This is a genomic window from Actinoalloteichus caeruleus, assembly GCF_049311605.1.
GTDB classification, from domain to species: Bacteria; Actinomycetota; Actinomycetes; order Mycobacteriales; family Pseudonocardiaceae; genus Actinoalloteichus_B; species Actinoalloteichus_B caeruleus.
The window spans coordinates 3469758-3491433 of sequence record NZ_CP186005.1; the positions used below are offsets into that span (position 1 = coordinate 3469758).

Annotated in this window: 20 protein-coding genes; 7 read left to right on the forward strand and 13 right to left on the reverse strand. The window is 73.2% G+C overall.

The features are described 5' to 3' along the window. Positions 1-178 precede the first annotated feature (178 nt). The 7 genes from ACOJVX_RS14050 to ACOJVX_RS14080 form a co-directional block, all read right to left on the reverse strand. Entirely contained in the window at positions 179-895 is a 717-nt protein-coding gene (locus ACOJVX_RS14050) for a sulfite exporter TauE/SafE family protein (RefSeq protein WP_026418157.1), read from the reverse strand. Continuing rightward, a complete protein-coding gene (locus ACOJVX_RS14055; RefSeq protein WP_248783907.1) occupies positions 892-1929 on the reverse strand; it encodes an ABC transporter ATP-binding protein in 1038 nt (345 codons plus the stop codon). The genes ACOJVX_RS14050 and ACOJVX_RS14055 overlap by 4 nt, the downstream gene beginning before the upstream one ends. Next, entirely contained in the window at positions 1922-2947 is a 1026-nt protein-coding gene (locus tag ACOJVX_RS14060; RefSeq protein ID WP_422646821.1) for an ABC transporter ATP-binding protein, read from the reverse strand. Before ACOJVX_RS14060 ends, ACOJVX_RS14055 begins: the two co-directional genes overlap by 8 nt. Then, a complete protein-coding gene (locus ACOJVX_RS14065) occupies positions 2944-3903 on the reverse strand; it encodes an ABC transporter permease (protein ID WP_051313743.1) in 960 nt (319 codons plus the stop codon). Before ACOJVX_RS14065 ends, ACOJVX_RS14060 begins: the two co-directional genes overlap by 4 nt. A 14-nt stretch (positions 3904-3917) precedes the next feature. Continuing rightward, a complete protein-coding gene (locus ACOJVX_RS14070; RefSeq protein ID WP_026418160.1) occupies positions 3918-4847 on the reverse strand; it encodes an ABC transporter permease in 930 nt (309 codons plus the stop codon). 1 nt (position 4848) lies between these two features. After that, positions 4849-6432, reverse strand: a complete 1584-nt coding sequence (locus ACOJVX_RS14075) for an ABC transporter substrate-binding protein (protein WP_026418161.1) — start codon at positions 6430-6432, stop codon at positions 4849-4851. Positions 6433-6578: 146 nt separating this feature from the next. Further along, positions 6579-7484: a LysR family transcriptional regulator gene (locus ACOJVX_RS14080; protein ID WP_026418162.1), complete on the reverse strand. Its 906-nt coding sequence runs from the start codon at positions 7482-7484 to the stop codon at positions 6579-6581. 104 nt (positions 7485-7588) lie between these two features. Between ACOJVX_RS14080 and kdgD the strand changes: the two genes are divergently transcribed. From kdgD to ACOJVX_RS14095, 3 genes are all read left to right on the forward strand, one after another. Further along, positions 7589-8509 (forward strand): 5-dehydro-4-deoxyglucarate dehydratase, encoded by a 921-nt coding sequence (kdgD, locus tag ACOJVX_RS14085; RefSeq protein ID WP_418153020.1) that lies wholly within the window; start codon positions 7589-7591, stop codon positions 8507-8509. Between the two features lie 70 nt (positions 8510-8579). Continuing rightward, entirely contained in the window at positions 8580-9905 is a 1326-nt protein-coding gene (locus ACOJVX_RS14090; protein WP_418153018.1) for an enolase C-terminal domain-like protein, read from the forward strand. 62 nt (positions 9906-9967) lie between these two features. Continuing rightward, positions 9968-10921, forward strand: coding sequence for a 2-hydroxyacid dehydrogenase (locus tag ACOJVX_RS14095; RefSeq protein ID WP_418153016.1), 954 nt, complete (start codon positions 9968-9970; stop codon positions 10919-10921). Between the two features lie 519 nt (positions 10922-11440). On the opposite strand, the gene ACOJVX_RS14100 is transcribed toward ACOJVX_RS14095, so the two are convergent. The 3 genes from ACOJVX_RS14100 to ACOJVX_RS14110 form a co-directional block, all read right to left on the reverse strand. Continuing rightward, a complete protein-coding gene (locus ACOJVX_RS14100) occupies positions 11441-13363 on the reverse strand; it encodes an alpha/beta fold hydrolase (protein ID WP_422646822.1) in 1923 nt (640 codons plus the stop codon). Between the two features lie 379 nt (positions 13364-13742). After that, positions 13743-15248, reverse strand: a complete 1506-nt coding sequence (locus tag ACOJVX_RS14105; RefSeq protein ID WP_103056649.1) for a carboxylesterase/lipase family protein — start codon at positions 15246-15248, stop codon at positions 13743-13745. A gap of 151 nt (positions 15249-15399) precedes the next feature. Beyond that, on the reverse strand, positions 15400-16053 hold the full coding sequence (locus ACOJVX_RS14110; protein ID WP_418153012.1) for a TetR/AcrR family transcriptional regulator: 654 nt from the start codon (positions 16051-16053) through the stop codon (positions 15400-15402). Between the two features lie 100 nt (positions 16054-16153). Between ACOJVX_RS14110 and ACOJVX_RS14115 the strand changes: the two genes are divergently transcribed. Further along, positions 16154-16534 carry a GatB/YqeY domain-containing protein gene (locus ACOJVX_RS14115; protein WP_030106238.1) on the forward strand — a complete coding sequence of 127 codons (381 nt, stop codon included), beginning with the start codon at positions 16154-16156 and terminating at the stop codon, positions 16532-16534. Between the two features lie 232 nt (positions 16535-16766). On the opposite strand, the gene ACOJVX_RS14120 is transcribed toward ACOJVX_RS14115, so the two are convergent. Next, positions 16767-17093, reverse strand: a complete 327-nt coding sequence (locus ACOJVX_RS14120) for an ArsR/SmtB family transcription factor (protein WP_030106237.1) — start codon at positions 17091-17093, stop codon at positions 16767-16769. A 377-nt stretch (positions 17094-17470) separates the two neighbouring features. On the opposite strand from ACOJVX_RS14120, the gene ACOJVX_RS14125 reads away from it, so the two are divergent. Genes ACOJVX_RS14125 through ACOJVX_RS14135 form a run of 3 tightly spaced genes read left to right on the forward strand, consistent with a single transcriptional unit; the run spans position 17471 to position 20122 of the window. Next, positions 17471-17776, forward strand: a complete 306-nt coding sequence (locus tag ACOJVX_RS14125; RefSeq protein WP_026418169.1) for a DUF6403 family protein — start codon at positions 17471-17473, stop codon at positions 17774-17776. Continuing rightward, positions 17769-19175, forward strand: a complete 1407-nt coding sequence (locus ACOJVX_RS14130) for a hypothetical protein (protein ID WP_418153010.1) — start codon at positions 17769-17771, stop codon at positions 19173-19175. The genes ACOJVX_RS14125 and ACOJVX_RS14130 overlap by 8 nt, the downstream gene beginning before the upstream one ends. Beyond that, complete coding sequence (locus ACOJVX_RS14135; RefSeq protein ID WP_418153009.1) at positions 19175-20122, forward strand: hypothetical protein; 948 nt, start codon at positions 19175-19177, stop codon at positions 20120-20122. Before ACOJVX_RS14130 ends, ACOJVX_RS14135 begins: the two co-directional genes overlap by 1 nt. A gap of 504 nt (positions 20123-20626) precedes the next feature. Here the strand turns inward: ACOJVX_RS14135 and ACOJVX_RS14140 are convergent. Together ACOJVX_RS14140 and ACOJVX_RS14145 are read right to left on the reverse strand one after the other, a co-directional pair. Then, a complete protein-coding gene (locus ACOJVX_RS14140; RefSeq protein WP_030106234.1) occupies positions 20627-20833 on the reverse strand; it encodes a hypothetical protein in 207 nt (68 codons plus the stop codon). A 262-nt stretch (positions 20834-21095) separates the two neighbouring features. Then, on the reverse strand, positions 21096-21533 hold the full coding sequence (locus ACOJVX_RS14145; RefSeq protein ID WP_026418173.1) for a nitroreductase family deazaflavin-dependent oxidoreductase: 438 nt from the start codon (positions 21531-21533) through the stop codon (positions 21096-21098). Positions 21534-21676 lie beyond the last annotated feature (143 nt).

Genomic DNA, 21676 nt, shown 5'->3' on the forward strand with positions numbered 1-21676 from the left:
TCAGGTAGGGCGGGCAGCGCGGGCACCCCGGGGGGCCGGGGGCGCGGCTTCGTCCTCGACAGGGCGACTCGCCTCGTCACCGGCGCCCCGCGACCAGACGACCGGCCGCGACCAACCCCGCCGCCCGGTTCCCGGACAGCGCCAGCCCTGACCGGAACAGCTGTGGTGGATGGCCTGGTCAGAGCACCTGTTGGCCGATCAGGACCACGGCACCGATGCTGGCCAGCGCCATCGCGGCGGTGCGGGAACGTCGGCTGTCGAGGGCTCCGGAGACGCGGCGGGCGAGGAGCACCCCGGCCAGGGCGGCGGGCAGCAACCACAGGGTGTGCTGGAGGGTGGTGATCTCGACGTTGCCGGCGACGGCGAGGGCGGCGAGGCTGAGCAGGGAACCCACGAGGAAGAACCCGCTCATCGTGCCTCGCAGACGGGGGCCGGCCATCCCCTGCCAGACCATCGCCATCGGCGGCCCTCCGATGGACGTGGCGGTGCCCATCAGACCGGAGACCGCGCCCGCGAGGGCGACGGCCCGGGTGGTGGGGCGTGGCGTGAGGCCCCCGGCGGTGGCGACCACCCCGAGCAGGACGACCACTCCCACGGCGACCGCCAGCGCCCGGGCGGGCAACGCGGCGACCAGGGCGGCACCCGCCACCGTTCCCACGACCCGGCCGCCGAGGGCGATGCCGGTCCCCCGCAGGTCGACGTGTTGCCGGTCCAGCACCAGGACGGTGGCGGTCACCCCGGTCGCGAGCAGGATCAGGGTGACGGGCACGAGTGTGGGATCGACCAGGGCCACCACCGGGGCGGCGAGCAGGCCCAGTCCGAACCCGATCGAGGCCTGGGCGAGCGCTCCGAGGAGGACGACCGCGCTGAGCAGCCAGAACTCCGCGCCGCTCATGGCGGAGCCGGGGTGGGTCCCAGCGGGTGGTGGCACCACCCCCGGTGATCTCCGGTGCCACTCGGGGCACCGGACCGGGTGGCCGGCGGTGGTTCCGCCTCCGCGCACACCGTCGTCGCCCGGGGGCAGCGGGTGCGGAACCGGCAACCCGATGGCGGGTCCATCGGAGACGGGATCTCCCCTTGGAGCACGGTCCGCCGCCGGCCGTCGCCGGTGAGGTCGAGGGACGGGGCGGAGGACACCAGCGCCGAGGTGTAGGGGTGGACCGGGCGGTCGAGGACCTCCTCGGCCGGCCCGTGTTCGACGACCCTGCCCAGGTACATCACCGAGACCCGGTCGGCGACGTGGCGGACGACGGAGAGGTCGTGGGAGATGAACAGGTAGGACACCCCCAACTCGCGTTGGAGGTCGGCGAGCAGGTTCAGCACCTGCGCCTGCACGGAGAGGTCCAGCGCGGACACCGGTTCGTCGCAGACGATCAGGTCGGGGCCGAGGGCCAGCGCGCGGGCGATGCCGATGCGTTGCCGTTGCCCGCCGGAGAACTCGGTGGGATAGCGGTGGGCGTCCCCTGGGCGCAGGCCGACGAGGTCGAGCAGCTCGCGCACCCTGGTGTCCCGGCGAGCGCCCTCGGGGGCGATGTCGCGGTGGCTGCGCCACGGCTCGGCGATGATCTCCGCCGCCGTCATCCGGGCGTTCAGGGAGGCGAAGGGGTCCTGGAAGACCATCTGGACGCGGCGCCGCCAGGCGCGCAGGGCGCGGCCGCGCAGGGTGAGCGGGTCGATGCCGTCGAAGCGGAGGGTGCCCTCGTCGGGCCGTTCCAGCAACAGCAGGACGCGGGCCAGGGTCGACTTGCCACAGCCGGACTCGCCGACGAGACCGAGGGTGCGGCCCCGTTCGACCCGCAGGTCGACGCCGTCGAGCGCGGTCAGGCGCGCGTTCCCGGTCCTGTTCCTCGCGACGCGGAACGACTTGCGCAGGCCGGTCGCCGTCAGCAGCGGGGCGGGCTGGTCCGAGGGTGGGGACACGTCAGTCACTGGCGAGCTCCTCGGAACGGTGGCAGGCCGCCGCGCGGGACGGTCCGGTGGGACGCGGTCGGGGGCGCTCGGCGGCGCAGACGTCGGCGGCGAGCGGGCAACGGCTCTGGAACACGCAGCCGGTGGGGATGGAGCCCAGCTCCGGTGGGCTGCCGGGCACGGCGTGCAGCGGTCGCCCCTTCGCGGCCCGCTCGGGCACGGAGTCGAGCAGCCCCCGCGTATAGGGGTGGCGGGGGTGGGTGAACACCTCGGTGACCGGTCCGGTCTCCACGACGTGCCCGGCGTACATGACGGCTACCTCGTCGGCGTGTTCGGCGACGACGGCGAGGTCGTGGGTGATGAGGACGAGGGCCATGCCCTGCCGGGCCTGGAGGTCGGCGAGGAGTTCCATCACCTGGGCCTGCACGGTGACGTCCAGGGCCGTGGTCGGTTCGTCCGCGATGAGGACGTCGGGTTCCAGGGCCACCGCCATCGCGATGAGCAGGCGTTGGCGCATCCCCCCCGAGAACTGGTGCGGGTAGGACCGGGCCCTGGCCCGGGGTTCGGGGATGCCGACGCCGTCCATCAGTTCGACGGCCCGCTCCCGTGCCGCCCGCCGGGAGAGTCCTCGGTGGATGCGGAAGGGTTCGGCGAGTTGGGCGCCCACGGTCCGCACCGGGTTCATGGCGGTGAGCGCGTCCTGGAAGACGATGGACAGGACGGGCCCGGCGAGCCTGGCGCGCTGGGAGCGGCTGAGCCCCAGGACCTCGGTCCCGTTGACGTGGGCGGTGCCGCCGGTCACGCGGGCGACGGGGTCGAGGAGGCCCACCACCGCCTGAGCGGTCATGGACTTGCCGCAGCCGGACTCCCCGAGCAGGGCGAGCGTTCGCCCCTTGTGGACGCTGAAGCCGACTCCGTCGACGGCGCGCAGCTCGCCGGTCGGTGTGGTCAGGTCGACGGTGAGGCCCTCGACCCGCAACGCGGGTGGCGGTGCGCCGGGTTCCGGTTGGCGGGCGGGCGGGGCGGCGGTCGGGGTCATGGGGTGCCCTCTCCGGTGGTGGCGGGCCGCCGGCGGCGCCCTCGGGGCAGGGTGAGCCGCCAGCGCTGGGCGGGGTCGGTGGCCAGGCGCGCCCAGGCGGCGAGGATGGTGGCCGAGACGGTGGTCATGACGATGGCGACGCCGGGGAGCACCGCGATCCACCAGGCGGTCTGGAGGTACTGACGCCCCTGGGCGACCATCAGCCCCCAGCTGACCTCCGGTGGTTGGATCCCGATGCCGAGGAAGCTCAGCGAGGATTCGGTGAGCATCACGAAGCAGAAGTCCAGCGTCGCGACGGTGAGCAGCGTCGGCAGGACGATCGGCAGGATGTGCCGCACGATCGTCGCTCCGGAGCGGGTGCCGAAGGTGCGGGCCGCGTCGACGAACAGCCTGCTCCTGATCTCGGCCGACTCGGCCCGCGCGGTGCGCAGGTAGATGGGGACGCGGGCGATGGCGAGGATCAGCACCAGGTTGGCGACGCTGGGTTCGAACACGTAGAGCACGACCACGGCCAACAGCAGGGACGGGAAGCTCAGGATGACGTCGGCGACCCGCATGGCGACGCTCTCCCGCCGGCCGCCGTGGTAGCCGGCCCACATGCCGACGGCCGACCCGACGACCAGTGAGCACAGCACGGCGGGCACGGCGACGGACAGCGTGGTCCCCGCGGCTTCGATGAGGCGGGCGAGCACGCTGCGCCCCAGGACGTCGGTCCCCAGCAGCCCGAAGAACCCGTGGTCGAGGGAGGGTGGGCGCAGTGAGGCGTCGAGGTCCTGGCGGATGGCCCGGTCGCCGATCAGCAGCGGGCCGAGCAGCGCGGTCAGGAGGACCAGGGTGAGCACGACGGCCGCGCAGACCGCGACCCGGTCGCCGCCGAGCAGGGTCCACCAACGCGGTGGGCCGGTGCGCGCGCCGGACGGGTTCCGCCGACGTCGTCCTCCCGGTGTGGTGGTCATGGCGCCTCCTCGGCTCAGGCCGGCACGGTCTGGCGGACGCGCGAGTCGAGCAGCGCGTAGCAGACGTCGATCAGGATGTTCAACGCGAAGATGGTCAGCGCGGTGATCAGCACCGCGGCCTGGAGGACGGCGAAGTCTCGTTGCAGGATGGAGTCGATCATGAGCTTGCCGATGCCGGGCCACCCGAAGATGGTCTCGACGACGACGGCGCCGTTGACGAGTCCGATGGTCAGGTCGCCGGCGACGGTGAGGGCCGGCATCGCGGCGTTGCGGAGGGCGTGCCCGAACACCACGCGCTTCTCGCTCGCCCCCTTGCTCCGGGCCACCTTGGTGTAAGGCGCGGCCAGCGCGGTGACCATCGCGCCCCGGACGACCTGGACGAGTACGCCGAAGGGGCGGATGAGCAGCGTCGCGATCGGCAGGATCCACACCTCCGGCCCGCCGCTGACGCCGGAGGTGGGAAGCCATTCGAGCGTCACCCCGAAGACGAGCACGCCCATGATCGCGAACCAGAAGTCCGGGATGGACGCGGCGGTCATCGACAGGATGCTGGCCACCCGGTCGGCCAGCGAGTTCGGCCGGTAGGCCGCGGCGCAGCCGAGCAGGACGGCGCCGGCGATCGCGATGAGCATGGTCACGCCGGCCAGTTGGAGTGTCGCGGGGAAGGCGGCCAGCACCATCTCGGCGGCGGGTTGCCCGGTCCGCAGCGACTCGCCGAAGTCGAGGACCAGCAGGGAGGTCAGGTAGTCGGCGAGCTGGGTGACGATCGGCTGGTCGAAACCGTGGGCGGCCGCGAACTCGGCGCGTTGTTCGGGGGTCGCGCTCAAAGGCAGGTAGAGGTTGACCGGGTTGCCGGTCAGGCGCGCGAGGCAGAACACGCCGAGGACGACGAAGACGAGGGGGATGGCGCTGGAGACGACGCGGCGCCGCAGGAAGGTCAGCATGTCAGCGTGCCTCCTCACGTGCGGGGCGGACCTCGGCGAGGCGGAGTTCGTCGCCGGTGGCCGCGTTCGGTTCGTAGTGGATCGACGGGGACCGGCCGAGCAGCCCGCGCATGTGCGCGAGGTGCGTGTACTGGACGAGGGTGTCGTTCTGGTGGGCGAAGATCGCGGCGAAGGCCTCCTGCCGCGCGTCGTCGGACAGCTCTCCGGCCTCGGAGATCAGCTGGTCGAGTTCGGGGCTGCCGAAGGTCGACTGGGGTCCGTCGCTGAGCAGGTACTGGCTGGTGGTGAAGGCGGCGTCGCCGGCCTGGTTGCCGTGCATGACGAGCAGCGCGACCGGGCCGACGTCCTCGGGGAAGGGGCGCAGCTGGTACTCGAGGTGGGCGGCGGTGTCGGCCATCTGGATGCGCACGTCGAGCCCGACCGAGGCCAGCTGGTACTGGATCGCCTCCGCGGTCTCGGCGACCCGGGGGAACTGGGCGTTGCGCGCGATGAGGGTGATGCGCCGGTCCACGGGTACGCCGTCGGCGGCGGCCTCGGCGATCAGGGCCCGGGCCCGGTCCGGGTCCGGCGGGTCGATCGGCAGGTCCGGGTTGTGCCCGACGACCCCGTCGGGGACGAGTTGCGCGGCCGGGTCGGCGAGTCCGTCGAAGAGGGTGTCCACGATGGCCCGCCGGTCGATCGCCAACCCGATCGCCCTGCGGACGCGGATGTCGTCGAGCGGCGCCTCCCGGCCGTCGAGCCGCAGGGCGGTGGTCTCGTTGTTGGGGTAGGCCACCGAGTTGTCCTCGGTCGCGTCCTCGGGGTTGAGGGCGGTCGAGAGGTCCGCCTCCCCGTTGTTGATCATGGCGGCGCGCACGCTGGGTTCCGACCGCCACACGTACCTGGCCCGGGGGTAGGCGGGCGGCTCCCCCCAGTAGTCGTCGTTGCGGCGCAGGGAGATGGACACCCCGGTCTCCCACCGCTCGATCAGGTAGGGGCCGGTCCCGACCGGTTCCCGCACCTTCGCCTCGGTGCTGGTGGTGCGGGGGACGACCTCGATGAAGCTGAGCCTCAGCGGCAGGATCGGGTCGGGGTCGGTGGTCGTGACCGCCAGGCGGTGCTCGTCGACGACCTCGAGTTCGAGGCGCTCGTCCCCGAAGACGTAGCCGTCCACGTTGCACGCCAGGTCCGAGTTCACCGCCCGATCGATGGAGAAGGCGGCGTCCTCCGAGGTCATGGTCGTCCCGTCGTGGAAGGTGACGTCGGGGCGGAGGTCGAGTTCCCACGTGGTGGGAGTCCGCTGCCGCCAGGTGGTGGCGAGCAGGGGTTCCAGCTCCCCCGTCGTGGGATCACGCTCGATGAGGGGTTCGCTGATGTTGGACCGGACCACCACACCGGTGTCGGTCAGGGAGGCCTCGCAGGGTTCGAGCGTGGGAGGTTCCTGGGCCAGGACGATCCGGAGCGTGTCGCCGGCGTCCCCGGTGTCCCCGCCTCCGCCGCTGTTCGCGACGGCGCACGAGGTGGCTGCGAGGATCGCGACGGCCAGCGGCACGACGACGGGTGCGGGGGAACGGGTGCCGCGCGGGAGAGGAACGGAAGACGGCATTGTCTCTCCGATGGTCGGACGGTCGCGTCCGGAAGCCGCGGCCCGGCGCGGGGTGCGCGGGCGGGAATGCGCCGTGCCGTTCGTCTATGAACGCGGATCCGGTCTGCATTTGTAGACGCAGACGGTAAGTGGGCCGTTGCGGGGCGTCAAGAGGTCACGTCGCGGGTCTCCGGCAGGGACAGCAGGGCGCGCAGCGCGGGGCTGGCGTGCTCGGTCCGCCAGAGGCAGTGGGTGCGCACGACGTCCGGCGCCAGTCCGTCGATCTCGGTGAACTCCAGGTTGGGCAGGCGCAGCCGCGCGGCGGACCTGGGCACGACGCCCACGCCGAGCCCGGCGTCCACCAGCGCCAACAAGCTGTTGACCTGCCCGACCTGCTGGACGTAGCGGGGTTCGACGTGCGCGTCGTGGAACACGCTGACGACCAGTTCGTACAGGTAACGGGCGTCCACCGGCGCATAGGTGACCACGTCGTGCCGACCGATGTCGGCCAGCGTCGGGGGACGTCCCAGCACGCTGAGGGGATGGCCTCGGGGACAGGCCAGGACGAGGCTCTCCACGTGGACGCAGCGGGCGCTGATCAGCTCCGATGCCGGAACTCCCCTGGCGAGGCCGAGATGCAACCGCCCGGCGAGCAACGCGTCGACCTGGTCCCTGCTCACCATCTCGGTGAGGGTCAGCTCGACGTCGGGCAGGTGGGCGCCGATGGTCTTGATCCAGGACCCGAGCACCGTGGTGGCCGACACCGCGGTGAACCCGATGTGGAGGTTCCCCGCCGTTCCCCGAGCGGCGTTCCGCGCGGCCAGGGGGGCGGAGCTGGCCAGGCCGAGCATCCGGCGGGCGTCGACGAGGAGGACCTCCCCGGCCGGTGTCAGGCCGACGGCCCTGGCGTCCCGGGTGAACAGCTGGACGTCCAGGGCGTGTTCCAGCTTGCGGATCTGGCGGCTCAACGGCGGCTGCGTCATGTTCAGCCGCGCCGCCGCCCTCCCGAAGTGCAGCTCCTCGGCGACCGCGACGAATCCCCGAAGCTGGTCGAGGGTGAACCGGGGGGACATCGCGCCTCCATACCAGGAAGGTATCGCCACATGCCACATTCGACTTGGACAGGTATCGGCGCGAATCCTACCCTCGGGTCAGCCCTTCGAGCCTGGAGTCGACGATGACCCTGTTCGCCCCCGAGGAGCTGAGGTCGACCCTCGGCTCGGGACTGCTCTCCTTCCCCGTCACGCACGCGCGGCCGGATCTCTCCTTCGACGAGGACGCCTACCGGGACCACGTGTCCCGACAGGGCGAGTACGAGACCTCCGGGGTGTTCGCGGCCGGTGGCACCGGCGAGTTCTTCGCGCTCACCCCCGAGGAGGTGGGTCGTGTCGTCCGGGCGGCCGTCGCCTCGGCGCCGGACGGCAAACCCGTGGTCGCACCGGCTGGTTACGGCACCGCGCAGGCGGTGGCGATGGCCAGGGACGCCGAGGCCGCCGGCGCGCACGGCGTGTTCCTGCTGCCGCCCTACCTGACGGAGGTCTCCCAGGAGGGACTCGTCGCGCACGTCAGGGCCGTGTGCGCGGCGACCGACCTGGGGGTGGTGGTCTACCACCGGGCCAACGCGGCCTTCGGTTTCGACGCGGTCCAGCAACTGGCGGCGGACTGCCCGAACTTCGTGGGGTTCAAGGACGGCGTCGGCGACATCGACCTGATGACCCGCATCCACGCGAGGCTGGGCGACCGCCTGTTGTCGGTCGGCGGCCTGCCGACCGCCGAGACCTACGCGCTGCCCTACCTGGAGATGGGGGTCACCACCTACTCCTCGGCGATCTTCAACTTCCTGCCCGAGTTCGCGCTGGACTTCTACCGTGCCGTGCGGGCGCGGCGAGCCGAGGAGGTGTACCGCCGGCTCGCCGACTTCGTCCTGCCCTACCTCGACATCCGGAACCGGCGGGCCGGGTACGCGGTGTCGATCGTCAAGGCGGGGCTCTCGGTCGTCGGGCACCCGGCCGGTCCGGTCCGACCGCCGCTGACCGACCTCACCGACGCCGAGCGGGACGAGCTCGCCCGGCTCGTGGACCGGGTGGTCGTTCGGTGATCACCCAGGGGGCCGCCGTCGCCGGCGCCCCGGGCGGCGTCCGGTGACGCCGGTCGGGTCGGTGCCGGTGGTGACCGGCTACCGCGTGGTGCCCGTGGCCGGTCGGGACAGCATGCTGCTGAACCTGAGTGGCGCCCACGGGCCCTACTTCACCCGGAACCTGGTGGTGTTGACCGATGGTGACGGTCGCACCGGGGTGGGCGAGGTGCCGGGTGGTCCCGCGATCACCACGACGCTGGAGGAGGCCCGTGACCTGGTCGTGGGCAGCCGGGTCGCGGACCACCTGGCCACGACCCGGGCGGTCGGCGACCGCTTCGGCGGGCTCGACGGGCCGGGACGCGGCGGTCAGACCTTCGACCTGCGGGTCGCGGTGCACGTGCGCACCGCGATCGAGGCCGCGTTGCTGGACCTCCTCGGCCAGTACCTCGACCTGCCGGTGGCGGCGCTCCTCGGCGACGGTCGGCAGCGGGACCGGGTCGAGACGCTCGGGTACCTCTTCTTCGTCGGTGACCGCACCCGCACCGACCTGCCCTACCGGCACGGCGACCCCACCGGTGACCCGTGGTTCGAGGTTCGTGACCGGCCCGCCCTCGACGCGGCCGGCATCGTCGCGCAGGCGGAGGCGGTGTCCGCCCGGTACGGGATGACCCACTTCAAGCTCAAGGGCGGCGTCCTGCCGGGGGACGAGGAGGTTGACGTCCTGCTGGCGTTGGCCGAGCGGTTCCCGGACGCCCGCCTGACGTTGGACCCCAACGGCGGGTGGTCCCTCGCGGACGCGGTCAGCAGGGGCCGCCGCCTGCGGGACGTCCTGGCCTACGCGGAGGATCCCTGCGGCGCGGAGCGCGGGTACTCGGGTCGGGAGGTGCTCGCCGAGTTCCGGCGGGCGACCGGCCTGCGCACCGCGACCAACATGGTCGCCACGGACTGGCGGGAACTGGGCCACGCCGTGCGGTCGGACTCCGTGGACATCCCGCTGGCCGACCCGCACTTCTGGACGATGCGCGGATCGGTGCGGGTGGCCCAGCTCTGCCAGGAATGGGGTCTGACGTGGGGGTCGCACTCCAACAACCACTTCGACGTCTCCCTGGCGATGTTCACCCACGTCGCGGCCGCCGCGCCCGGCGAGATCACCGCCATCGACACGCACTGGATCTGGCAGGACGGTCAGCGGCTGACGACCGATCCGGTCCCGCTGGTCGACGGGCACCTCGTGGTGCCGGACCGCCCCGGGCTCGGGGTCCAGCTGGACCTCGACGAGGTGGAGGCGGCGCACGAGCTGTACCGCGCGGAAGGCCTCGGCGCCCGGGACGACGTCACACCGATGCGGTACCTCGTCCCGGACTGGTGCTTCGACCCGGGGCGGCCCGCGCTCGACCGGCGGCCCGCCGCCGGGTAGAACGGTCCGACGCCGGCACCACGGCGAACCGGAGCGCCGCCCCCCTGCGACCAGGAGTTGCGATGACCTCACCACCGGAGGGCCGCGTCGTCCTCCAGGTCTGCCCGCTGCTGCCCACCCTCGAGGCGGCGTTGGAGTCCCACCACCGCACGGTCCGGCTGCACGAACGGCCTGACGCCCGGGCCTGGCTCGCCGACCACGGCGACGAGGTCGCGGCCGTGGTGACCAGTGCCCGGGTCGGTGCCTCCCGTGACCTGGTGGACGCGCTGCCCCGGCTCGGCGCGATCGTGCACTTCGGAGTCGGCTACGAGACGACCGACGTCGCCCACGCCCGCTCCCGGGGAGTGGACGTCAGCAACACGCCGGACGTGCTCACCGACTGCGTGGCGGACCTCGCCGTCGGCGCGTTGATCGACGTGATGCGCCGGCTGTCCGCCGCCGACCGCTACGTGCGCCGGGGTGAGTGGACGCCCGGGGGTTTCCCCCTGACGACCAGAGTCAGCGGTACCCGGGTGGGGATCCTGGGCCTGGGCCGCATCGGGCGGGCGGTGGCGACCCGGCTCGAGGGGTTCGGCGTGGAACTCGCCTACCACTCGCGGCGCCGGGTGGCCGGGTGCTCCTACCGCTACGCCGACTCGGCCACCGACCTGGCGGCGGGAGTGGACGCCCTGGTGGTGACCACCTCGGGGGGCTCCGGGAGCAGCGGGCTGGTCTCGGCCGAGGTCCTGGACGCCCTGGGGCCGCGCGGGTTCCTGGTGAACGTCTCCCGGGGTTCGGTGGTGGACGAGCCGGCCCTGGTGGAGGCGCTGGTCTCGGGGCGGTTGGGCGGCGCCGCGCTGGACGTGTTCGCCGACGAGCCGCACGTGCCCGCTCCCCTGCTCGACCTGGACTCGGTGGTGCTGCTGCCCCACATCGCCAGCGCGACCCGGGAGACCAGGGAGGCCATGGGCGACCTCGCCTTCCGGAACCTGCGGTCGTTCATGACGACCGGCTCGCTGGTCACGCCCGTGCCCTAGGCGTTCCCGGCCCAGCTGGACGGTGTCGAGGCGGGAGGGCGCCCTGGGGAGGGTGTGACCTGCCCGGGATAACCCACGTCACCCCGAAGGCCCCACGTCCCGCCGCGACACCGGGGGCCACGGTCCCGGGCGGGCGGACCGCCGCTCGTCCACGGCCCGTTCCGACGCCGGTGTCGTCGGGGTGTGGTGGACGAGGCCGACCACCCCCGTCAGGCACCAGCACCGAGCTCCACGGCGAGTCCACCGGCGATCAGCGGTGCGGTACACCCGCACCGGGTCGGGGCGCGTCATCGAGGACGACCTCACCGGTGGCCGCGACCAAGGCGGCGCCAGCGGCTACCCAGATCCCGTAGGCCACACCCAGCGGCACCCCTGCCCGGACAGCCGAGCACACCGGGACGGCCGGCGCGCACCAGGACGGGCGGAAACAGCCGGGTGCGCTCCTCGGACGGGTGCCGGGTGATCGTGGCCCTCGCGGTCGTGGACCGCCGCCCCCGTTGAGAGCCAGTAGGGCACGGGTCAGCCCCCTCTCGCGGCACGCCCCCCGAGGTGACGGGCCAGGAACCGCTCCAGGGTGCGGTAGAGCTCGATGTTGCTGTCCGGGTTGACGAACCAGTGCCCCTCGCGTTCGTTGAGCAGGTACTCCACCTCAGCCCCTCTGGCACGCAACGCCTCGGCGACCCGGTCGGCGTGACCACGGTCGACCCTGACGTCGTTCGTTCCGTGGATGAGCAGCACCGGTGCGGTGATGTCGTCGACGCGGTCGATGGGCGAGCGGGCGGTCATGTCGGCGACCTGCTCCGGATCGTCCGGGTCGCCGATGTACCGGATGAACGAGTTCCGCACGCTCCGCCGGGCGAAGGGCACGACCCCCCTGACGAGCTCGACCAGGTCGGACATCCCGGTGTAGCTGATCGCGGCGGCGAAGCGGTCCGGGGTGAACGCCGCTCCCACCAGTGCCGCGTACCCCCCGTAGGAGCAGCCGTAGATCGCGACCCGGTCGCGATCGGTGTACCCCCGCGCGATCGCCCAGTCCACGGCGTCGAGAACGTCATCGTGCATGCGACCGGCGAACTCCCCGATCGCGGCCCGCGTGAACGCCTTGCCATATCCGGTCGAGCCCCGGAAGTTGACCTGCAGCACCGCGTAACCCCGGTTGGCCAGGAACTGGACCTCGGGGTCGTAGCCCCAGCAGTCGCGGTACCAGGGCCCACCGTGCAGCAGCACCACGGTCGGCAGGTCGCTCCGCTCCACCCCCACAGGCAGCGTCAGGTGGCAGGGCAGGTCCACACCGTCGCGGGAACGCACGGAGACAGGCGCCATCGGCGCCAACCGGGTGGGGTCGAGGTGCGGGTAGGGGCGGAACAGGCGCCGGGCGGTGCCGGTGGCGTGGTCGTAGGACCAGGTGGCCCGGTGCTCGCGGTCATGGGTGAAGTCCACGACCCACCGCTGCCCCGCGTCGTCGCACGACACGTGGGCGAGGTCGCCATCGGACAGCTCCGCCAGCCGGGGCAGGACCTCGGCGAAGTGCGGGTCGAGGGCGTGGATCTCCTGCCGCTCGCCCAGGTAGCGGACGCCGAGCAACTCCCCGGTGGCCGGGTGAACGATCAGCGAGGACGGGAAACGGGGATCGGCCTCGGGGCGGGGGGTGTCCAGGTCGAACAGCGGGTGGCTGTCCACCCCCGTCTCCTCACCGGTGTCCAGGTCCAGCCGGACCAGCCGGGTGCGGTCCGAGCCACGGGCGGAACCGATCCACAACCCCGACCCGTCCGGGGTGGGGACCTGGGGGAAGGGCCCGAAGAGGTGGTCGAGACCGGAGAACCGGCTGATCAGGCGGAACTCCCCACCATCGCGCTCCCAGAGCAGATGTGTTCCGTCCTCGGCCATGCCGAAGGCCAGGATTCGTCCCGTCGACGTGCGCAGCCAGCCGAGGACGTCACCGGGGTTCTCGGCGAGCGGGGTCAGCCGGCCGGTGTCCAGGTCGAGCTCGTGCAGGTCGACCAGGTCGGGGCGGCGAGCGTTGATCTGGACGAAGACCGACGCGGGCCGATCGTCACAGCACTGCGTGTTGAGCACGCGCGCACCGGGGAACGGGGTGAGGTCGACCGCGGGTTCCTCCGGGTGGGCCGGGTCCACGCGGTGCAGGTGGTGGTTCTCGTCGCCGTCGGAGTCCTGGAGGTAGAGCAGGTAGCGGGAGTCGGCGCTCCAGAAGAAGGTGTCGATGCTGCGGTGGTCGTCGGAGGTGAGGCGCCGGACCGCCGGGTCGTCCGGGTCGTCGGTGTCGGGCCAGTCGCCGTCGAGGTCGCGGGCGAACACGTTGAGCCGGTCCCGCCACGGTGCGCGGTAGGCGACCGTCCTACCGTCCGGGGAGATCCGGGCATCGATGCGGGCGGGTGGGGCGAAGAACTCCTCGACGGTGATCAGGTCGGGTCCGGGTGTCACGATTCCACCTCCGAAGATCGCGGTGCGGGTACCTCCATCCACAACCGTGCCGCCGCGTCCGGCTCAAGCCCATGCCGGGTGCTCCGCATCACACCTCGTGCCGATGTGGACGGGTGCGCCCGGCTCGAACGCCGCACCCCGACGGGGGCTCCTCCCTGATCGACCCCAGCACCTCCCCACCCGGGACCCGGCCGAGCGACGCACCCGGCGACGCCAGCCGCCCCCGCCAGCCGGTCGGAGTCCGGCGACCGCGTGTCCTGGTGGGCGGTCCGGTGGCACGACCGCCGACCGTTCCCCCGACGCCAGGCCCCAGGGGTGGCCGACCGCCCGGCGCGGGCGACGACGGGCGCCCAGGAGCCGAGGGTCGGCCGCGAACGACTCAGGGCATGCGCGCCCAGAAGTCGAGCTGGTGGTCGGCGGCGTAGTCGACGCCGCCGATCCGGTCGGGCGCGAGGGACTGGACGTGGCCGGCGGAGTGGTCGGGCCACGGCGGCAGGTCCGGGTGGGTCGGGTCGCCCCGGGTGGCGAAGGTGGCCCAGTACCGGTTCATCCGTTCGGCGAAGGCCCGCTGCTCCCCGGTCAGCGCGGGAGCACCGGCGATGTCGAACTGGTAGGCCAGCTCCGCCGCGTGGTAGGCGCCGAGCGGGAAGTCCGGGACCGGCACCAGCGGGGGCGCGTCCTGGTCGGCGAACTCGTAGAACCACGTCGGGGCGTGGGCCGCGACGGCACGGCCCAGTTCCCAGGTCGGCCACGCCCAGGCGCGGTCGGTGCTGATCCGCGCCCAGGCCAGGCCCGGTGTCGGGTAGCGCTCCGGCGGGTACCGTCGCGCGACCTCCGCCGCCGCGTCCCCGAACGCCTCGGCCAGCAGGGCCGGGAAACGGTCGGCGGTGACCGGGCTGCCGACGAGGTCGGCGAACACGCCGACGAAGAAACGGGCCTCGTCACGGGCGGCCCCCACCAGCAGCGGCACCCGGTGGAAGCGCCCGGCGGGCAGGGCGGTCGCCGGTGACTCCGGGAGGGTGGCGCTGCCGAACGCCGGTCGGATGAAGGCGTCCGAGACGGTGAGCAGCTCGGCGACCGGCACGCGCCGCAGCTGGTCGAGCGCGGAGTCCGGCGAGCTGCCCGGCTCGACCCAGCCCCGGTCGAGGGCGACTGCCGCTCCCAGCTGGTCGAGGTCCTCGGCCCCGGTCCAGCGCGACGGGAGGGCCGGGACCCCGGGGATCAGGACGTTGGCCGGGGTGGTGGTGCCCAGCACGGCGAACGGGCTCTGGAGGACCGCGCGGTGGAACAGCCCCTCGGACGCGGGTGACACGAGGTGCGCGGCGATCATCAGGGCCCCGTAGGACTCGCCCGCCAGCGTCACGTTGCCCGGGTCGCCGCCGAACCGGCCGATCTCGTCCCGCACCCAGCGCAGCGCGGCCTGCTGGTCGAGCAGACCGAAGGTCCCACCGTCCCGGAGTCCCGGATGGCCGAAGCACCCGAACACCCCGAGCCGGTACTGCGGCGTGACGACCACGACGTCCCCGGTGACGGCCAGTCGGTGGGCGTCACGGCCGGCCACGCCTCCGTTGGTGCCCCCGCCCCCGTGCAGCCAGACGATCACCGGGCGCCCGTCCGCCCCGTCGGGCGCGGTGACGTCCAGCGTCAGGCAGTCCTCGTCGAGGGAGGGGGCCTCGGCGAAGGACCGCGCCACCTGCGGGGCCGGCGACGCCGGCCGCGTGGCGTCGCGGACCTCGGTCCAGGGGGTAATCGGGCGGGGGGCACGCCACCGCAGCTCCGCGAGCGGCGGCGCGGCGTAGGGAAGGGCGTGGAACGAGGAGTGCCCGTCGAGCCGGCGGCCGCGCACGGGGCCCGTGCTCAGGTGGACCAGGACGTGCTCGGTCATCTCCGGTGCTCCTTCGTCACGGCGGGACGGGCCCCGCCGACCGGGAGGGGATGGCCGGCCCGGGGTGTTCCACCGCGCGGAGCACCCTCCACCGAACCAAGCCTGAACAATACGAACATATTGTCATGCAAGCACATGCCGCCGGTGGCCGTCATCCCGGGACCCCCGATCCACCTCCCGCCGTCCCGCGAGGGTCACCCTCCGGACCGGCGATCACCCGGACGACGACCGAGCGCAGCACGTCCCGCGCCGGGAAGGCGTCGGCACCCGAGAACGCGACCTGGTCCGCCAGCCCCCGCACGGTCGCCAGTACCGCGCGGGCGGCGAGCTCGGGGTCCAGCGTGGCGCCCACCTCGCCCCGGCGCACCCCGTCGACGACGACGTCCGTGACATGGCGGAGGAGGTCACCACCCGACCTCCTTGCCACCTCGGCGAGGCCGGGGTGGTGCGTGGCCTGGAACCACAGCGCACTCCGGACGCGGTACTCGACCTGACGTTCCTCGTCGAGCGGCAACAGCTCGACGAGGCTGTCGACCAGCACCTCCCGAACGGGTCTCCCGGCGGCCTCCAGGGAGCGCACCCGTTGTCGCACGCGTTGCCCGAGTCGGCTCGTCGCGTCGTCGTAGGCGTAGCGCAGCAGGGCCTCCTTCCCGCTGAAGTAGTGCTGGATCAACCCGACGGAGACACCGGCTTCGGCCGCGACCCTGGAGAAGGACACCCCCGCGATCCCCTCGGCGGCGAGCAGGCGCTGGAACGCCAGGGCGATCTGGGCGCGGCGCTGGTCATGATCGACGATGCGTGGCACGTGTTTATCATATGCTCGTATCGAAACAGGGCTCGTTGGGGCCGGTGCCGGTCAGGTGCCGACCGGAGGCCGAGCCCACGTCCCCGGAAGGGAGCCACCCGTGCGCTCGACGCTGCGCGACGCCCTCAGCACCGCCCTCAAGGCCCGCGACCGGGTCGCGATCGCCGCGCTCCGCTCCGCGCTGGCAGCCATCGACAACGCCGGGGCCGTCCCTCTCCCACCCTCGGCGCCGAGCGGGCCTGGCGTCGCACCCGACGCGGTCACGAGTGAACACGTCGCCGGAACGACCGCGGGTGCGGGCTCGACGGAGGTGGACCGCCGTCAGCTCACCGCCGCCGAGGAGCGGACGATCGTGGAGAACGAGGTACGGGAACGGCGGGAGGCGGCCGCGGAGTACCAGCGCGGGGGCCGGCACGAGCACGCCGACCGCCTCCACGCGGAGGCCGAGGTGATCCAGCACCACCTGTCGGCGACGAGCTGAGGAGGAGGGCGCACCGCGAACTCCCGTTCCGCACGACGCGGCGCTCGTCAGGAGGGGCGGCGGATCGGTTGGCCCCCGGCCAGCCCACTCCCGTGGCCAGCACCCGGCCGGCAGGGCCGAGAACGCCGGGCCCCTCACCCCCGTGGGTAGCGCCACCACTCGGCGGGCCGGTGACCGCCAGGCCGCTCGCCGCGGCGGACGCTCGCGGTCGGGGGTCCACGGAACCGCTGCCCTAGTCGGGCTCGCGGCGTCCCCGGGCCAGCTCGGTGCCCAGCGCGTCCAGGCGCTGGTGCCAGAAGTGGCGGTACCGGTCGAGCCAGTCGTCGATCTGGCGCAGGGGCTCGGGGTCGACCGAGTACAGCCGTCGGACCCCCTCCGCCCGGACGGTCGCGAATCCGTTCTCCCGCAGCACCCGCAGGTGCTGGGACACGCCGGGCTGGGAGATGCCGAACTCGCGCTGCACGACCGCCCCGACGGCGCCGGCGGGGAGTTCCCCGTCGGCGAGCAGCTCGAGGATCCGGCGCCGGACCGGATCACCAAGGACGTCGAAGGCGTGCACGCGGCCAGTATCCGCCGCCCGCCCGACATCAATCAACGGTGATGGGCATCCGGGCCACCCGGACGACACCGCCGCTCGGCCGGAGGGACGGGCGACCGGTCCCGGCTCGGACCTCGCGCCGACGGTTCCCCTGGGCCGGTGACGAGGAGGTCCAGCACCTCGGCCGAGCACGAACCGATCCGCGCCACGCCACGAACCAGGTCGCCCCTCGACGCACGGGAGGCTCCGCGTCCACCTCGGACGATCACTGTTCCCCGACTCCCCGGTCACCAACGGTGACAGCGCACGATCCCGCCCGGAACGCCGAGGTCATCGGGCAGAATCCGGATACGCGACACGCGCCTCGTCCGTCTTCCTCACTACCGGGAGTGGCCCGCATGCACTGGCTCATCTGGATCGCGGGCACCATCGTGCTCGTGGCGGCGGGCGTCGGCGCGACGCTCTTACCCCAGCGGAGGGCCCGCGCCCTCCGCCGCCGAACCGCGTGGTCGACCGCGCGGACGGAGATCGCCCGCGCCACGGTCAGCCGGGACGCCACCCCCGTTCGCGTCGAGGAGGCCGAGCGACTGCTGGCCAGGGCGGAGCTCATCGCGGCCGACCGGGGCGGCCCGGATGCCGCGGCGACGACGGCCGAGTACGCGCGGCGCGCGGACCGGCTGTGGCGGGAGGCGTCCGGTGACTGATCGCCCAGCGCGTGCGTGGTCCGAATGGTTGCGTTGGGGCGCGCTCGGTGTCGCCGTGGTGGTCCTCACGATCTTCCTCGTGGTCCAGGGCCGCACCATCGACGTCAGTTACGGGCAGTCCCCCTCCTCCTCAGACCCCGTCCCCGAGGGAAACGCCGGGGAGCTGAGCGACGCGACGGTCCCCTCCGTGGAGGAGATGACGCGGATGGTGGCGGACGACCAGATCGTCCGCCTTCCCGGCTCGGTCGCCCACATCGACGAGGACCGGGTTCGGGCGGAGATCGGCGGCACCGACTCCCGGGTCCTCATCGCCCCACCCGGCCTCGACGAGGACGAGCGAGGACGGGTCCGGGACGTCGAGAACGCCACGGTCAGGGTCATCGGCACCGAGGTCACCGGCGGCTTCTTCCAGGTCGTTCCCAACGACTTCGACGGCTGGCGGGAGGTGTTCGGCACCGGGGACGTCACCAGCCTGGTCACCCGCCTCCTCCGAGAGCTGCGGGACGAGGAGAACGAGGACGGCGAGGACGGCGAGGACGGCGAGGACGGCGAGGACGGCGAGGACGGCGACGGCATCGCCTGGCGCGAACCGACGGCGGAGGAGCTCGGCCCGGTCACGGCGGACCTGCGGGAGACCGGGCTGCACACCGCCGAGGGCAGCACGATGGACTCCCTCCCCGAGGCGACCGCCACGGCGTTCCCCGACGGGGACGCCCTCTACGCGGTCTTCCCCCAGCAGGAGTGGGGCCAGCCGGTGCCGGAGTACGGCCCGGCGCTGGCGGCGGAGTTCCCGGGCCGCCCGATCGTCGTCATGTACGGGGCGTGGGTCGAGTACCACGGTCCCGACCAGGAGGAGTTCGCCCAGGTCGTCGCGGCCGGCCTCTACGGGCAGCTCACGGAACGGCTGAGCAGGTACGACTACCCGCAGCACAACGTGCTGCACGCCTACCTGAACCGGGTGACCGACGTCCGCTACGCGGGCCTGTTCGACCGCCCACTCCCCTACCAGCCCTTCGATCCGCTCCGGGTGACGCTGCCAGCGCTGCCGTGGATCTTCGCCGCCTGCGTCCTGGTGTTCCTCGGGCTGTCGGTGCGGTCCGTGCTGCGACCGGTGACCCGCCCGAGGAAGTACCAGCGGGGGCACTCGGCGGCCCGGCTCGCCGGCCTGACCGCGCTGGCCATCGAGGTGTCGGCGCTGACCGGTCGTGACGGGAACGCATCGCTGACGCGGGGCCTGACCGCCCTGGAAGGGGCGAGGAAGGCCCTGGACGACAAGCTGCCGGACCAGCACGTACAGACGCTGCTCACCCAGGCGGAGGCCGAACTCGACGACACGGCCCGCGCGGTGGGCCGCACGGACTACCGCCCGAACGTCTACCTCCAGGGCAGGCTCGCATGATGAAGCGGCTCGGCACCTTCCTCGGCACCCCCTTCGGCCTCGCGCTGCTCGCATGCCTCGGCCTGGCCGGGTGGGCCCTGTGGTCCGCCGGCGCCGGGGACATCGCGAGCCCCGTGGCGAGGCAGGTGCGCACCTCGTCGGTGTACGCGGCGCCCGGCTACGACCTCGACCAGGAGCGGGCCGAACGCATCCTCGGCAACCGGCGCGTGGTGGTGGCCCTCCTCGAACCGGAGGCGGACATGCGCGCCGCCTGCGGGAGCGTCAGGGGCGCCGCCAACGGCAACGTCGTGCTGTTCCTCAGCCCGGACGCGGACGGGGAGAAGTTCGACCACTACGGGTGCGCCCTGCTGCCCGACGGGGACGGCGAGGGGTTCGGCAAGAATTTCGTCGCGGAGATGCGAATCGCCACGGGGGTGGGGCAGTTCGTGGACCAGCCCCTGGAAGCGCTCAAGGTGGTGGCGGTCAACTACGACCAGCTCGTGAAGTCGGGCACGGTGCCGGACGGCGCGCGGGCGATCAGCCCGTCGTTGCCCCGCTACCTGGTCGCGGCGGCAGCACTGAGCGCGGTGGTCGTCGGGTCGACCGGCGTGTACCTGATGTCCCTGCGCGCTGGCCGGCTCGCGGCCAGACGTCAGCGACGTCGGGACGCGGCGCGGGACAAGCGCAGTGCGCTGAGCGCGAACGCGGCCGTGCTCGCCCAGCGGATCATCGACCTCGACGGCCGCATTCCCGCTCCCCGCAGGTCCGACCCGGCACCGCAACGCAGCCGGCGCGGGAGGATCGCCAACCGGTACCGCGCCATCGCCTCGGACTACGCGGTGCTGCTCCGCCGGATCGCGGAGGCGGACGCGCGCGGCGAGAACACAAGCCGGGACCTCGCCTCCCGGGTGGACGAGCTCAGCCGCCGGTGCGGCCACCTGGAACGTGAGATCGCCCGGAGTCGTTGACACTCGCCGAACCCGCCGGCCCGCCGACTGTGGCCCCTGACGGGCGTCGGCGGATGCCCGCCACCAGCCGGCGCGACGAGGCAGACCCGTGGCAGGTGGCGTCGGCGGACACGTCGACACCCGGGGGGCTGGGTGCGTCGCCCCGTGCTGGGGGCGCTCGACGGGGTGCGAGCCCCCGAGGAATCACCCGGCACGCGTGAAGGCCGCGCACCTCGGGGGATGGCGGTGTGGTCCTGGTGCTCGGAGCCGGTCCCCGCCGGTCGTCCAGGTGGGGTGGCCGGTACCGGTGCCCGGGCCGGCACGGTCTCCGGCACCGCCGCCACCCCCGCTCCGCCGGGTGGGGTCTCGGCCGGATGACCGGTGGTCCGCGCCGGCCCCCGGGGGCGGGTTCGACCCGCGAAGCGCCACGCGACCGCCGGGCGTGCCCTCGCGAGGCCGCCCATGCCGTGGCACTCCGAACGGCGCCCCTCCGGGGAGCGGCGGTCGACATGCGCGGTGGTGAGGTCACCCCGTCGTCGGGCCGGCGAGCGCGGGCAGCCGCGAGTGGAGCAGGCCGAGGTAGCCGTCCACTCCGGTCAGGGTCGCGACGGTGAACCGGGTGTCGCGGTTGGGCCGGCGCTGGTCGACGGCGAGCGTCGCGCCGAAACCCGTGATGCGGTCCACCTGGGGCCGGTCCCGCCCGGTGATGTACTGGCGGACGAAGGGCGGCACCCCTCCAGGTACCGCGGCTGGACCTCGGCGTGCGGCCTGTCGATCACGAGGGAGGCCCTCCCACCGCCGCTCAGCCCCGTGCGAGCCACGAGGACGCCTCGGGGAATCCGCGGGGACGATGCGCGGAGGTTGCGCGTGCGGGCACCCCGGATTCCGATGTGTCCTCCAACCAGGGAAGGGCACCCCCACCTCGGCGGCCCCGGACGGCCGCCGGTCCGTTCCCGGTGCCCGCGCCGTCCGGGACCGGACCGGGTCGACCGTGTCAGTCGACGGGTTCGAGGACGAAGACCGGGATCTCCCGATCAGTGCGCTCCTGGTAGTCCGTGTAGTCCGGGTAGGCGGCCACGGCCCGCTCCCACCAGGTCGCCTTCTCCTCGCCGGTCACCTCGCGCGCCTTGTACTCGCGGCGGACCGGCCCGTCCTGGAGTTCCACCGTGGGGTGGGCGAGCACGTTGTGGTACCACACCGGGTGCTTCGGCGCCCCGCCGAGCGAGGCGACGGCGGCGTAGGCGCCCTCGTGTTCCACTCGCATCAGCGGCGACTTGCGCAGCCGGCCGGAGCGCCTGCCCTTCGTCGTCAGCACGACCACCGGCATCCCCCGGAGCGTGGTCCCCTCGGTGCCCCCGGAGCCCTCGTACAGCTCGACCTGGTCGCGGACCCACTTCTCGGGGCTGGGCTCGTACACTCCACTCAGGGGCATCGCGTCGTCCTCTCCACGGGAGTGGTGCGGGCACTTCGGCCCGAGCACCGTCGTCACACCGGTGACAACAACCGCGAGCACCCGTCCTGTTCCCCGAGTCCGCCGTCGACCGCGTGACCGGCCGAGCGGGCCGTGTACCCCAC